Raw genomic sequence first — 14,865 nt, forward strand, 5'->3', positions numbered from 1 at the left:
ATGAAGTACCTGATAGTCCTCGGCCTGTGCCTGCCGGGCCTGGCCCTGGCCACTCCGGCGCCGGCGTCCATCGACCTGTGGCAGCTGCAGCAGGAGGCCGCCAGCGCCGACCCGCGGGTGCTGCGCGCCCAGGCGGTGGTGCGCAGCGGTGAAGGCCGCGAACGCGAGGCGCTGGGCCAGATGCTGCCGCAGATCAGCGCCAGCGGCAGCATCAACCGCAGCCGCCGCGACGATGACCTGGGGCGGACCGAATACAACGGCAAGCGCGCGGTGGTCAGCCTCAACCAGGCGATCTACGACCCGCAGGTGTGGCGCAGCTATCAGAAGTTTCGCCAGCTTACCCGCCAGCGCGATTTCGAGGCCGAGGACACCCGCATCCAGGCCAGCATCGACCTGGCCGAGCGCTACTTCGCGGTGCTTGCCGCCGAAGACGAACTGGCCCTGGTGCGCGCCGAACTGGACGCCACCCAAACCGACAACAAGCGCCTGAAGGCCCTGCTGGCCCACAACATGGCCACCACCCAGGACTCGCAGGCCATGCAGGCGCGGGTCGATAACCTGGTGGCCGACGAGATCGAGGCCGCCAACCGCGTGGCGGTGGCCCGCGAGGCCATCTCCGAGCTGGTCGGGCGTGACGTGCAGGAGCCGCTCAAGCGCATCGCCAGCAACGCCACCTACACCCTGCCGGCGCAATCGCGGGATTACTGGGAGCAGACCGCGCTGCGCGAGAACCCCGGCATCAAGGCCCGTGAGCGCAGCCTGGACGCTGCGCAAGCGGCGATTTCCGAAGCCAAGGCCGGGCACCTGCCCAAACTCGGCCTGAGCCTGACGGCGCTGCGCAGCGACATCGGTTATGAGGGTACGCTCACCCCGCGCTCGGAGAACTACGTGGCGTCCCTGGATATGCAGGTGCCGTTGTACAGCGGGGGCTCCACCAGTGCACGGGTGGCAAGCTCGATGGGTGATCGCGATGCGGCCGAGCAGGAGCTGGAGGCGCTGCGCCGCCAGGTCAAGCGCGAAACCGCCACCGCCTTTCTGACCATGAACGCCGAGCTGCAACGCATCAAGGCGACGCGGGTGGCGGTGGAATCGACCACTGCGGCCACGCGTTCGGCCCAGGAAGTCTACAAGCGCGGCATCAACACCAGCACCGACGTGTTGTACAGCATCCGCGAGGAGTTCCGCGCCCGCCGCGACCTGCAGCAGGCGCAGTACCGTTTCATCACCAGCCTGCTGACCCTGCACCGCTGGCGCGGGCAGTTGACCGACAGTGATATCCGCCGGGCCAATGACTGGTTGGTGGAGCCTTAGCCTGTCGCCACAACCCGCTGATTTCAAGCAGGCTTTGTAGGAGCGGCCTTGTGCCGCGAAAGGGCTGCGAAGCAGCCCCGGGATTTCAGCAGCATGGCTGAAAATGCTGGGGCCGCGTTGCGACCCTTTCGCGGCACAAGGCCGCTCCTACAGGGGCCGCGCCGGCCTGGCGACGGTGATGCCCCTGTAGGAGCCGGCTTGCCGGCGATCACCGGCAACGCCGGTGCAGCAGGTCAGGCCACGAAATCGGACTGCGCCAGGGTAGTGACCCCGGTCAGGACGATTTCGAAGGCCTGGTTCACACCGTCCACCGTACCGTGCAGCACACCTGCGTCCAGATACACCTGATTGGCGCCAGTCACCGCTGCGGCATTGGCAACCAGGGTAAAGTTGCCAATCCCCGTCAGGTCGATCTGGTCCACCCCCGACACAAAGTCTGTGATGGTGTCACGGGTCGCCGTGGTGTTACCCAACTGGCTCAACGCATCGAAGGCAAAGGTGTCGCTGCCCAGCCCGCCGGTGAAGACGTTCTGCGAGCTGTTGCCCACCAGTATGTTGTCCAGGGCGTTACCCACCAGGTTGAGCTTGACCCCCTCCTCGGTCTGGCTCACATCGAGGTTCTCGATATTCGCCCCCAGGGTCAGGGTGGTGGCTGCAAGCCCGGCGGTACCGCCGAACGCCACGATGACGTCATTGCCCTGCCCGGCCTGCTCGATCACCGTATCCTGCAGCGCGTTGCCGGCGGTGAGGTCGACGAAGTACAGGTCATCGCCGGCGCCGCCTTCCAGAATGTCCACGCCAGCAAAGCCATCAAGCACGTTGTTGCCGCTGTTGCCGATCAGGTGGTTGGCCAACTGGTTGCCGAACGCATCGATATCGTCAGTACCGGCCAGCGTGAGGTTCTCGAGGCTGGTGCCGTCAAGGTCGAAGGTGATGCTGGAGATCACCGTGTCGATACCGGCACTGTCGATGATCTGGTCACCCACATCGTCCACGTAGTAGGTGTCATTGCCCGCCCCGCCGTTCATCACATCCGCCCCGGCGCCACCATCGAGCACGTTGGCCGCAGCGTTGCCGGTCAAGGTGTTGTCCAGCTCGTTACCGGTGAGGTTGTAGGCCACGGTGCTGGTCAGTGTGGCGTTCTCGACATTGCTGCCGAGGGTGTAGGTGCCGCCCGCCGTGGCGATGGCCACGTTGACCAGGTCGATGCCGGCGTCATTGCCCTCGATCACGCTGTCGCCGAGGCTGTCGACGCTGTAAGTGTCGTTGCCCTGGCCACCGTCCATCTGGTCATTGCCGGTGCCGCCGATCAGGGTGTCGTTGCCCAGCCCGCCGAACAGCGTGTCGTTGCCGGCGCCGCCGTTGATCACGTTGTCGGCATCGTTGCCGGTGATCAGGTTGTTGGCCGCGTTGCCGGTGAGGTTCAGCAGCACGCTGCCGGTCAGGCTGGCGTCGAGGCTCTCGAGGTTGGCCGCCAATACGATGGTAGCCAGGGCTGCGGCACTGTTGCCGCCGTTCAGGCGCAGCGTGTCGGTGCCTTCGTTGGCGTTCTCGGTCACCGTGTCCTGCAGGGCGTTGGTGCTGGTCAGGTCGACCACGTAGGTGTCGTTGCCGGCACCGCCGCGCAGGGTGTCCACACCGCCCAGGCCATTGAGCACGTTGTCGCCGCTGTTGCCGATGATGACGTTGGCCAGGCCGTTGCCGGTGCCGTCGATATCGTCGGTGCCGGTGAGGGTGAGGTTTTCGACATTGTCGGCCAGGGTATGGTCGAAGGCGGTCTGCACCGTATCGGTACCGCCGTTCAGGGCCTCTACCACGCTATCGCCGGCGCCGAGGATGTACAGGTCGTTGCCGGCCAGCCCGGTGAGCACGTTGGCAGCGCTGTTGCGTGAGCCGTCGAGGGTGTTGGCGGCGGCGTTGCCGGTGCCGTTGATCACGCCTGCGCCGGTCAGCACCAGGTTTTCAAGGCCGCTGCCGAGGGTGTAGCTGATCGACGACTCGACGGTATCGACACCGGCGCTGTCAGTGACCAGGTCACCGGCGTTGTCCACCACGTAGGTGTCGTTGCCCGCGCCGCCCTGCATGTCGTCGGCACCCAGGCCGCCATCGAGGCGGTTGGCCGCCGCGTTGCCGATCAGCTGGTTGTCGTCGGCGTTGCCGGTCAGGTCGAAGGCCACGGTGCTGGTCAACCGGGCGTTCTCGACGTTGGCACCGAGCAGGTACAGCCCGCCCGCGACGGCGATGCCGACGTTGACCGTGTCGGTGCCCTCGCCGGCCTGCTCGATCACCACATCGCCTGCGTTGTCGACCACGTAGGTGTCGTTGCCGGCGTGGCCACTCATCGTGTCGGCGCCGGCCAGGCCATTGAGGGTGTTGTTGCCGTCATTGCCCTGAATGATGTTGTTGGCGGCGTTGCCGGTGAGGTTCAGCGACAGCGTGCCGGTGTCGCGGGCATCGACGTTCTCCAGGTTGGCATCCAGCACCAGGGTGGTGACGGTGTTGTTGACGAACACGCTGGTCAGGGTAAGGGTGTCGATGCCTTCGCCGGCGCGCTCGATGACCCGGTCTTCCAGCTGGTTGCTGGCAGTGAGGTCGACCACGTACTGGTCATCGCCCAGCCCGCCCTGCAGGGTGTCGACGCCACCCACGCCATCGAGCTTGTTGTTGGCGCTGTTGCCGGTGATGACGTTGGCCAGGTTGTTGCCCTTGCCGTCGATATTGGCCGTGCCCAGCAGGGTGAGGTTCTCGAGGTTGGCCTCAAGCTGGTAGGTGACCTGCGACTGCACGGTGTCAGTGCCCCCGCCCTCGGCCTCCACCACCGAATCGCCGGCACCGATGATGTAGGTGTCGTTGCCAGCCAGGCCGGTGAGCACGTTGGCGGCAGTGTTGTGCGAGCCGTCGAGGATGTTGGCTGCGGCATTGCCGGTACCGTTGATGGCGTTGCTGCCGGTGAGCACCAGGTTTTCAAGGCCAGTGCCGAGGGTGTAGCTGATGGACGATTCGACAGTATCGACGCCGGCGGTGTCGGTGACCAGGTCGCCGATGTCGTCGACCACGTAGGTGTCGTTGCCGGCACCGCCCTGCATGTCGTCGGCACCCAGGCCGCCATCGAGGCGGTTGGCCGCCGCGTTGCCGACCAGCTGGTTGGCCAGCGCGTTGCCGCTCAGGTCGAAGGCCACGCTGTTGCTCAGGCGGCCGTTCTCGACGTTGTCACCGAGGGTGTAAAGCCCGCCAGCCGTGGCGATGGCCACGTTGACCGTGTCGGTGCCTTGCCCGTCCAGCTCCTCTACCTCATCACCTGCGTTGTCCACCGTGTAGGTGTCGTTGCCTTCGCGCCCGGACATGAAGTCGGCACCGGCACCGCCGTTGATGAGGTTGTCGGTGTCGTTGCCGATCAGCACGTTGTCGGCGGCGTTGCCGGTGAGGTTAAGACGCACGCCGCTGGCGCCGCTGGCGTCCAGGGCCTCGAGGTTGGTTGCCAGGGCGATGGCCACGGTGCTGGTCAACGCCGAGTTGCCGCCGCGCAGCACCAGGGTGTCGAAGCCTTCGTTGGCGTTCTCCACCACCGTGTCGATGATGGTATTGGCCTGGCTCAGGTCGAGCAGGTAGGTGTCATCGCCCGCGCCACCGCGCAGGGTGTCGACGCCATCACCGCCATCGAGCACGTTGTTGGCGCTGTTGCCAATGATGATGTTGGCCAACCCGTTGCCAGTGCCGTCGATGTTGTCGGTGCCGGTCAGGGTGAGGTTCTCCAGGTTGTCACCCAGGGTGTAGCTTTGCGCCGACTGCACGGTGTCGGTACCGCCGTTCAGGGCCTCCACCACGGTGTCGCCGTCACCGACGATATAGGTGTCGTTGCCGGCCAGCCCGGTGAGCACGTTGGCAGCGCTGTTGCGCGAGCCGTCGAGGATGTTGGCCGAGGCGTTGCCGGTGCCGTCGATGACATCGCTGCCGGTGAGGGTGAGGTTTTCCAGGGTGCTGGCCAGCACGTAGGTGATCGAAGACTCGACCGTGTCGATACCGGCCGTGTCGGTGACCAGGTCACCGGCGTTGTCCACCACGTAGGTGTCGTTGCCGGCCCCACCCTGCATGTCGTCGGCACCCAGGCCGCCGTCGATGCGGTTGGCAGCGGCATTGCCGATCAGCTGGTTGTCCAGGTCGTTGCCGGTGAGGTCGAAGGCCACGGTATTGGTCAGACGGGCGTTTTCGAGGTTGGCGCCCAGTACGTACAGGCCACCTGCGGTGGCAATGTTGACGTTGACCGTATCGTCGCCCTCGCCAGCCTGTTCCACCACCTCGTCGCCTTCGTTGTCGACCACGTAGGTGTCGTTGCCCTCACGCCCTACCAGAGTGTCGGCGCCCGCGCCGCCATTGAGCAGGTTGTCGGCGTCGTTGCCACCGAGGAAGTTGGCCGCCGCATTGCCGGTGAGGTTGAGCTTGACGCCTGCGGCGCCGGCCGCGTCGATGTTTTCGACGTTGGCTTGCAGGGTCAGGGTGACGGTGCTGGCCAGGGCCGGGTTGCCACCGCGCAGCTGCAACAGGTCGTTGCCTTCACCTGCGTTTTCCACCACCCGGTCGATGATCGCGTTGCTTTGGTTCAGGTCGAGCCAGTAGGTGTCGTCGCCAGCGCCCCCCTGCAGGGTGTCGACGCCATCGCCGCCGTCCAGTTCGTTGTCAGCGCTGTTGCCGATGATGACGTTGGCCAGGGCGTTGCCGGTACCGGAAACGCTGGCGCTGCCCACCAGGGTCAGGTTCTCGACGTTGTCGCCGAGGGTGAAGCTGACGTTGGAGCGCACGGTGTCGGTGCCGCCGCCCGCGGCCTCGACCACGGTATCGCCGTCACTGACGATGTAGGTGTCGTTGCCGCCCAGGCCGGTAAGCACGTTGGCGGCGGTGTTGAGCGAGCCGTCGAGCACGTTGGCGGCAGCATTGCCGGTACCGTTGATGGCATCACTGCCGGTGAGGGTGAGGTTTTCCAGGCCCGTGCCCAGGGTGTAGCTGATCGACGACTCGACCGTGTCGACACCGGCGGTGTCGGTGACCAGGTCACCGGCATTGTCCACCACGTAGGTGTCGTTGCCGGCACCGCCCTGCATGTCGTCGGCACCCAGCCCGCCGTCGATGCGGTTAGCCGCGGCGTTGCCGATCAGTTGGTTGTCCAGGTCGTTGCCGGTGAGGTTGAAGGCGACGGTGTTGGTCAGCCGCGCATGCTCGATGTTGTCGCCCAGGCCATACAGGCCGCCCGCGGTGGCGATATTGACATTGACCGTGTCGTCACCCTCGTCGGCCAGTTCGATGATGTCGTCGCCGTCGTTGTCCACCACGTAGGTGTCATTGCCCAGGCCGCCGAGCATCAGGTCTGCGCCGGCGCCGCCGTTGATCAGGTTATCGGCGTCATTGCCGAAGATCAGGTTGTCGGCGGCGTTGCCGGTGAGGTTGAGCAGCACTGCGCCGGTTTCGCTGGCGTCCAGGCCTTCGAGGTTGGCGCCCAGGGTGATGGTGGCGGCGGTGGTCACGGCGGCATTGCCACCGCGCAGGATGACGAAGTCGATGCCTTCGTTGGCGGCCTCGACGATGCGGTCGACGATGGCGTTGTTGGCACCCAGCTCGACGGTGTAGTCATCGTTGCCGGCGCCCCCTTGCAGGGTGTCGACGCCGTCACCGCCATCCAGGGCGTTGTTGCCGCTGTTGCCGATGATGATGTTGGCCAGGGCGTTGCCGGTGCCGTCCAGATTGGCGCTGCCGGTGAGGGTGAGGTTTTCGACGTTGTCGGCCAGGGTGTGGTCGAAGGCCGAGCGCACGGTGTCGGTGCCGCCGTTCAGGGCCTCGACCACGGTGTCGTTGGCGCCGACGATGTAGGTGTCATTGCCGGCAAGGCCGGTGAGTACGTTGGCGGCGCTGTTTTGCGAGCCGTCGAGGGTGTTGGCTGCAGCGTTGCCGGTGCCGCTGATCGCGGCGTTGCCGGTGAGCACCAGGTTTTCAAGGCCTGCGGCGAGGGTGTAACTGACCGAGGCCTCGACGGTGTCGAGGCCGGCGGTGTCGGTGACCTGATCACCCAGGTCATCGACCACGTAGGTGTCATCGCCGGCACCGCCCTGCATGTCATCGGCGCCTTCGCCACCGTCGATGCGGTTGGCCGCAGCGTTGCCCACCAGGGTGTTGGCCAGGTCGTTGCCGGTCAGGTTGAAGGCCACGGTATTGGTCAGCCGGCCGTTCTCGACATTGTCCGTCAGGGTGTAGCTGCCACCGGCCGTGGCAATGGCCACGTTGACCGTGTCGTTGCCCTCGCCGGAGTTTTCGATGACATCGTCGCCGGCATTGTCGACCACGTAGGTGTCGTCGCCGTCCTCGCCGCGCATCCTGTCGGCGCCGGCCAGGCCGTTGAGGGTGTTGGTGCCGTCGTTGCCGCGCATGTCGTTGTCGGCGGCGTTGCCGGTAAGGTTCAGCGACAGCGTGCCGGTGTCGCGGGCATCGACGTTTTCCAGGTTGGCGGCCAGCACCAGGGTGGTGACCAGAGTATTGTCGAAGGCGCTGGCCAGGGTCAGGGTGTCGTTACCCTGACCGGCCAGTTCGATGATGGTGTCTTCGAGCTGGTTGCTGGCGGTGAGGTCGACCACGTACTGGTCGTCGCCCAGGCCGCCGATCAGGGTGTCCACCCCGCCTACGCCGTCGAGTTTGTTGTCGCCGCTGTTGCCGGTGATAACGTTGGCCAGCTCGTTGCCCTTGCCTTCGAGGTCGTCAGTGCCGATCAGGGTGAGGTTTTCGACGTTGTCCTCGAGCCGGTAGTCGACTGTGGAGCGCACCAGGTCGGTACCGCCGCCTGCGGCTTCGACCACGCTGTCGCCTGCCCCGATGATGTAGGTGTCGTTACCGGCAAGGCCGGTGAGCACGTTGGCGGCGCTGTTCTGCGAACCGTCAATGACGTTGGCGCCGGCGTTGCCGGTGCCGTCGATGGCATCGTTGCCGGTGAGTATGAGGTTTTCCAGGCCCGCGCCCAGGGTGTAGCTGATCGACGACTCGACGGTATCGGTGCCGGCGCTGTCGATGATCACATCGCCGGCATCGTCCACTACATAGGTGTCATCGCCGGCCCCGCCCTGCAGGTTGTCGGCCCCCAGGCCGCCGTCCAGGCGGTTGGCGGCGGCGTTGCCGACCAGGGTGTTGTTCAGGTCGTTGCCGGTGAGGTTGAAGGCCACGCTGTTGTTGAGCCTGGCGTTCTCGATGTTGTCACCCAGGGTGTAGGTGCCGCCTGCGGTGGCCAGAGCCACGTTGACCTGGTCGATGCCTTCGTCGGCCAGTTCGCTGACCACATCGCCTGCGTTGTCCACCACGTAGGTGTCATCGCCGGTGCCGCCGGCCATTACATCGGCGCCGGCCCGGCCATCGAGCAGGTCGTTGCCGGCAAAGCCCTGCAGCGAATCGTCGCCGGCGCTGCCGCGAAGGGTGTCGTTGCCATCGAGCATCAAGGCATAGATGGCCTGGGTAAAGCCGGTACTCAGCGCCGCCTGGGCGACCGTCGCCACCTCGCGGCCGACACCGGTAAGGGTGTAGACCACCCCGGTGCTGTCGCGGTAGGTGAGGTTCTGCAAGATGCCAGTCGGGGCACCGCCGGGGTAGGTGAACACGCCGGTGAAGGTCAGTGAGTGGGTTGCGTCACTGATGGTGAAGGTGTTGTTGCCGGCCTGTGAAAGTTCGCCTGTCCATAGCGGTTCATCCTGGAAACTGAAGCTTCTCGAGAACGTGATGGTCGCCATTTTCGTTTCACCCATGGAGTGGTCATACGGTTGGTCTATTGGCATGAAGAAGGCGGTGGCACAGGCGCTGCGCCATGGCAGTAAAAAGCCACCAGCAACTTGAGCCTAGGGGGATCCAAACGAAAGTAGTAATCACGGCCGGCACTGCCGCCTACTTTGGTAGTAGATGGCAGGCCGTTGAGCGGGAAGGGAAAAAGGCATTTTTCACATTCGGCTGGCGAACGTGCGGCAGGATGAACGGTAGCGTTTTCGACCAACGGTCAATAGGTTGGCGGGGCTACGGCAGGGTGCCGCAGCCCATGCAAAGGAAAGTTGACGCCAGAAAAGCCGTTTCAGCGGCTCACGTCAGGGGCATCAGGTCAGCCTGGGTCAAGCTCTTGACGCCGGTCAGCACGATCTGGAAATCGGCCTGGTCGTCGTTGTCGAGGGTGCCGTACAGCACACCGCCCACCAGCTTGAGCTGGTAGCCGCCGGTGAATGCGGCATCCCCTTGGACCACGCGGAAATCACCCAGGCGGGTGAAGTCGAGCAGGTCCTCGCCCGATTTGAAATCGGTGATGGTGTCGCGGGTGTCGAGGGTATTGCCCAACTGGTCGAGCGCGTCGAAACGGAACGCGTCATGGCCGCGCCCGCCGGTGAACACGTTCTGCGCGCTGTTGCCGGTGAGTACGTTGTCCAGCGTATTGCCGAGCAGGTTGAGGCGCACGCCGGCATTGGTGTCGCTGATATCCAGGTTGTCGAGGTTGGCGCCCAGGGTGATGGTCTTGGAGGCCAGGCCCAGGGTACCGCCGCGTACCAACACGGTGTCGACCCCCTCCCCGACCCGCTCGATGATGCTGTCCTGCAGGGCATTGGCCGCCGTGAGGTCGACCAGGTAGGTATCGTTGCCGGCACCGCCCTGCAGCTTGTCCACGCCCGCGCCGCCGTCGAGGCGGTTGTCGCTGGCGTTGCCGATGATGGTGTTGTTCAGCGCGTTGCCGGTGCCGTCGATCGGGGCGCTGCCCATCAGGGTGAGGTTCTCGAGGTTGGCGCCCAGGGTGAAGCTGACGTGGGCCTGGACCAGGTCGGTGCCCTCGTTCAGGCCCTCGACCACCGTATCGCCGGCGCCAACTACATAGGTGTCGTTGCCCTTGCCGCCGGTGAGCAGGTTGGCGGCACTGTTCTGCCAGCCGTCGAGCACGTTGGCCAAGGCGTTGCCGGTGGCGTTGATGGCGCTGCTGCCGGTCAGCGTGAGGTTTTCCAGGGTGGAGCCCTGCAGGTCGAAGCTGATGCTGGAGATGACCGTATCGAGCCCGGCGCTGTCGATGATCAGGTCACCGATATCGTCGACGTAATAGGTGTCGTTGCCGGCGCCGCCGTTCATGGTATCGGCACCGGCACCGCCATCGAGCACGTTGGCCGCTGCGTTGCCGGTGAGCAGGTTGTTCAGCGCATTGCCGGTGAGGTCGAAGGCCACGGTGTTGGTCAGCTTGCCGTTCTCGACGTTGGCGCCCAGGGTGTAGCTGCCCTTGGCGATTGCGATGGCGATGTTGACCGTGTCGGTGCCTTCGCCGGCCAGCTCCACCACGCTGTCGCCGAGGTTGTCGACGTAATAGGTGTCATTGCCCTGGCCACCGAACATCTGGTCGCTGCCAACGCCACCATTGAGGGTGTCGTTGCCCAACCCGCCGCGCAGGATGTCGTCGCCGGCCAGGCCGCTGAGCAGGTTGTCGGCATCGTTGCCGATGAGTTCGTTGCCGGCGGTATTGCCGGTGAGGTTGAGCAGCACCGCGCCGGTTTGCCCGGCGTCGAGGTTTTCAAGGTTGGCCCCCAGCACCAGGGTGGCAAGCTTCGCGCCGCTGGTGCCACCGGTGACGCGCAAGGTGTCGGTGCCCTGGTTCAGTGCCTCGATGACCTTGTCCTGCAGGGCGTTGCTGGCCGTCAGGCTGACGATATAGGTGTCGTTGCCGGCACCGCCCCGCAGGGTATCCACCCCGCCGCCGCCATCGAGCAGGTTGTCGCCGCTGTTGCCGGTGATGACGTTGGCCAGCTCGTTGCCGGTGCCGTTGATGGCGGCGTTGCCGAGCAGGGTGAGGTTTTCGAGGTTGGCACCCAGGGTGTGGCTGAGGCTGGTCTGCACCAGGTCGATGCCTTCGTTGAACAACTCCACCGCCATGTCGCCAGCGCCAAGCAGGTAGGTGTCGTTGCCCTTGCCGCCGGTGAGCACGTTGGCGGCGCTGTTCTGGGTACCGTCGAGCACGTTCGCTGCGGCGTTGCCTGTACCGTTGATGGTTTGGCTGCCGGTGAGTTTCAAGTTTTCCAGGCCTGCGGCCAGGATATAGCTGATCGAGGCCTCGACAGTGTCGATACCTGCGCTGTCGATCACCACGTCGCCGGAGTTGTCGACCACATAGGTGTCGTTGCCTGCGCCGCCGTTCAAGGTGTCGGCCCCTAGCCCGCCATCCAGGCGGTTGGCGGCGGCGTTACCGGTGAGAGTGTTGCTCAGCGCGTTGCCGGTGAGGTCGTAGGCGACCCGGTTCACCAGCATGCCGTTCTCGATATTGGCGCCCAGGGTGTAACTGCCGGTGGCGGCGATGGCTACCTTGACCGTGTCGGTGCCTTCGCCAGCCAGTTCCTGCACCTGGTCACCGATGTTGTCCACCACGTAGGTGTCATTGCCCACCCCGCCGATCATGATGTCGGCACCGCCGCGGCCGTCGATCAGGTCGTCGCCGGCAAAGCCCAACAGCGTGTCGTTGCCGGTGCTGCCCAACAGCGTGTCGTTGCCGTCGAGCACGTAGGCGTAGGTTTCCAGGGTATCGCCTTCGGTCATGGCGAATTCGGCCAGCTCCGCCAGGCTTTTGCTCATGCCGGTTGCGCTGTAGACCGTGGCGCCGTTCAGGCGGAAGGTGCTGCTGGTGACCGTGCCGCTGACATAGTCGCCAAAATAGACGAAGCGCCCACCGAAGGACTGGGTGTGCACACCGTCACTGATCACCATGGATGAGCCGGTGGCCTGGGTGACATCCCAGCCCCAGTCCTGCGGGTCAAGAAAGCTGAAACTGCGGGAAAGGGTGATGGTCGCCATGTCGTTTCGCTCATTCCATTGAATAACGGTGAACGAGCAGACTAGTTGATCCTGGGCCAATGCGGAACTGGCTGGCTGAAACAGCCATGCAGCACGTCGGAAATGGCGAAAGACGCAAACAAAAAAGCCCGCCATGAAGGCGGGCTTTTTCTTACTGCGTATGGTGGGTCGTGTAGGATTCGAACCTACGACCAATTGGTTAAAAGCCAACTGCTCTACCAACTGAGCTAACGACCCGTTGGATGGCGCGTATATTACTGATTTCTCACAGGAAATCAACACCCCATCGGAAATATTTTCAAATATATCGGGTCGGATCGGCTACTCCGGCAGCCTTGAAGCCATCGGCGCGCAGGCGGCAGCTGTCGCACTTGCCGCAGGCGCGGCCGTCGTCGTCGGCCTGGTAGCACGAGACCGTCAAGCTGTAGTCCACACCGCGGGCCATGCCGGCCTCGACGATCTGCGCCTTGCTCAGGTTCTGCAGCGGCGCCTGAATACGAAAGCCCTGCCCTTCGACACCGGCCTTGGTGGCCAGGTTGGCCATGCGCTCGAAGGCTTCGACGAACTCGGGGCGGCAGTCCGGGTAACCGGAATAGTCCACCGCGTTGACGCCGATGAAGATGTCGCGAGCTTCCAGCACCTCGGCCCAGCCCAGGGCCAGGGACAGGAACACGGTGTTACGCGCCGGCACATAGGTGACCGGGATGCCTTCGCTTGGCGCCTCTGGCACGTCGATGCTGGTGTCGGTCAGGGCCGAACCGCCGATGCCGTCGAGGTTCAGGCCGATCACCTTGTGCTCGACCACACCCAGATCACGGGCCACGCGGGCCGCCGCGTTGAGCTCGGCGCGGTGGCGCTGGCCGTAGTCGAAGCTCATGGTGTAGCAGGCATAGCCTTCGGCCTTGGCCATGGCCACCACGGTGGCCGAGTCCAGGCCACCGGACAGCAGGATTACCGCACGTTTGTCAGTCATGTCTTTTCTCTCAGCGTCCAGGTTCGTCGTTCCACAGCAGCTTGTGCAGCTGCAGCTGGAAACGCACGGGCAGGTTGTCGGCGACGATCCAGTCGGCCAGGTCAGTGGCGCTCACCTGATGGTGGCTGGGCGAGAACAGCACTTCACCGGCGCGCTCGGCCAGGTTGTACTGGATCAGCTTGGAGACCGCCCAATCGTAGTCCTCGCGGGAACAGATGACGAACTTGACCTGGTCGTTGCGGGTCAGCAGCTCGATGTTCTCGTAGCGGTTACGGTGCGACTCCTGCGAACCCGGGGTCTTGAGGTCGACCACGCGGCTGACGCGGGTGTCGGTGCCGGCAATGTCCAGCGCGCCGCTGGTTTCCAGCGACACGTCGTAGCCGGCGTCACACAGGCGCTTGAGCAAGGGCAGCGCATTCGGCTGGGCCAGCGGCTCGCCGCCGGTGACGCAGACATAGCGCGGCTTGAAGCCGGCCACCTGCTCGAGGATCGAATCGAGGCTGCGAATGGTGCCGCCGGTGAAGGCATAGGCACTGTCGCAGTACTGGCAGCGCAGGGGGCAACCGGTCAGGCGCACGAATACCGTGGGCAGCCCAGCCGTGCGTGTTTCACCCTGCAACGAGTAAAAGACTTCGGTGATGCGTAATGTGTCTTGCATGATCGCCACGGGCGTGACAGCTAAACAGGCTGTCCGCCTCCGTCAGGCACTGTCGCGGACTCGACATGGCGTTATCCGCGATAGCGTGTTTGAAAAAGGGCCAAGATTCTAACGAACAACCGGGTGGTGCGTCCACCAACGTGCCTGCGGCATAACGCGCGCCCTGTATAGCCGGCTTGCCAGCGATTGGGTTTGCTGCGCGGGCCTCATCTCCGGCAAGCCGGCTCCTACAGGGGGTATGAACGAAAAAACCCGCGACGGGCGCGGGTTTGATCATGAAGCGGTGACTCAGAGCTTTTGCAGGTCGCGCTGGGCCAGTTGCGCGGCGGACGTGCCGGGGTACTGGGTGACGACCTGTTGCAGAATTCCCTTGACCTTGTCGGTGTGGCCCAGGCGGCGCTCGACGTCGGCCAGCTTGTACAGCGAGTCCGGCACCTTGCTGTGCTGCGGATACAACTGGCTGACCTTGGCGAAAGCCTGGCCTGCGCCCTGCAGGTCGCCCTTGGCCAGGTTGACCTCACCCAGCCAGTATTGCGCGTTGCCGGCGTACTGGCTGTTGGGGTATTTGCGCAGGAAGGCGTTGAACGCCTGGCTGGCCTTGTCGAAGTCCTTCTGCTTGATCTGGTCGAAAGCGGCATCGTAATACAGCTTTTCTTTCGCCGGATCGCCCGGCTCGCTGCTGGCAGCCGGTTGCTGCGCGGCGCTTGCGCCTGCAGCGGCACCCGTGGCTGCGTTGTTCGCACCACCGGTGGAGGAATTGTCTGGAGCCGCTGGGGCAGGAGCACCGGTACCGATACGACGGTCCAGGTCCTGGTAGCGCTCGAGGTTTTCCTGCTTCATGCGCGACACATCGTTCTGCAGCTCTTCGATGATGCCTTGCTGGCGGGAAATCTGGTCCTGCATCTGTTGCAGCTGCATGAACAGCTGACCGTTTGCAGAAGCAGGGGCCGAAGCCCCTACTCCGGCAGACGCGCCGCTCGTGCCATAACCCGCAGGTGGGTAACCACCCGAGTTGTCATCTACTACGGGAACTGCAGCCCACGCCGAAAGCGGCAGGCTGAGTGCGAGGACGGTTACAGCACGACGGCACATACGCATAAGA

The 14,865-nt window shown here is 64.6% G+C and carries 6 protein-coding genes and 1 tRNA gene; 1 reads left to right on the forward strand and 6 read right to left on the reverse strand.

Annotation, left to right across the window (positions count from 1 at the left end):
- Nucleotides 1-1,311, forward strand: coding sequence for a TolC family protein (locus ACI2KK_RS13265; RefSeq protein ID WP_404669225.1), 1,311 nt, complete (start codon nucleotides 1-3; stop codon nucleotides 1,309-1,311).
- A 233-nt stretch (nucleotides 1,312-1,544) separates the two neighbouring features.
- On the opposite strand, the gene ACI2KK_RS13270 is transcribed toward ACI2KK_RS13265, so the two are convergent.
- The 6 genes from ACI2KK_RS13270 to ybgF form a co-directional block, all read right to left on the reverse strand.
- Nucleotides 1,545-9,080: a hypothetical protein gene (locus ACI2KK_RS13270; RefSeq protein ID WP_404669226.1), complete on the reverse strand. Its 7,536-nt coding sequence runs from the start codon at nucleotides 9,078-9,080 to the stop codon at nucleotides 1,545-1,547.
- A 325-nt stretch (nucleotides 9,081-9,405) separates the two neighbouring features.
- Nucleotides 9,406-12,132, reverse strand: a complete 2,727-nt coding sequence (locus ACI2KK_RS13275; RefSeq protein ID WP_404669227.1) for a serine 3-dehydrogenase — start codon at nucleotides 12,130-12,132, stop codon at nucleotides 9,406-9,408.
- Nucleotides 12,133-12,293: 161 nt separating this feature from the next.
- Nucleotides 12,294-12,369: transfer RNA gene (locus tag ACI2KK_RS13280), tRNA-Lys, on the reverse strand.
- Nucleotides 12,370-12,430: 61 nt separating this feature from the next.
- Nucleotides 12,431-13,105 carry a 7-cyano-7-deazaguanine synthase QueC gene (gene queC / locus ACI2KK_RS13285; protein WP_217839884.1) on the reverse strand — a complete coding sequence of 225 codons (675 nt, stop codon included), beginning with the start codon at nucleotides 13,103-13,105 and terminating at the stop codon, nucleotides 12,431-12,433.
- A gap of 10 nt (nucleotides 13,106-13,115) precedes the next feature.
- Nucleotides 13,116-13,763 (reverse strand): 7-carboxy-7-deazaguanine synthase QueE, encoded by a 648-nt coding sequence (gene queE, locus ACI2KK_RS13290; protein WP_404669228.1) that lies wholly within the window; start codon nucleotides 13,761-13,763, stop codon nucleotides 13,116-13,118.
- A 288-nt stretch (nucleotides 13,764-14,051) separates the two neighbouring features.
- Entirely contained in the window at nucleotides 14,052-14,861 is an 810-nt protein-coding gene (gene ybgF / locus ACI2KK_RS13295; protein ID WP_217886123.1) for a tol-pal system protein YbgF, read from the reverse strand.
- Nucleotides 14,862-14,865: the final 4 nt, after the last annotated feature.

It is taken from the genome of Pseudomonas sp. NPDC089406, from assembly GCF_044900265.1.
GTDB classification, from domain to species: Bacteria; Pseudomonadota; Gammaproteobacteria; order Pseudomonadales; family Pseudomonadaceae; genus Aquipseudomonas; species Aquipseudomonas fakonensis.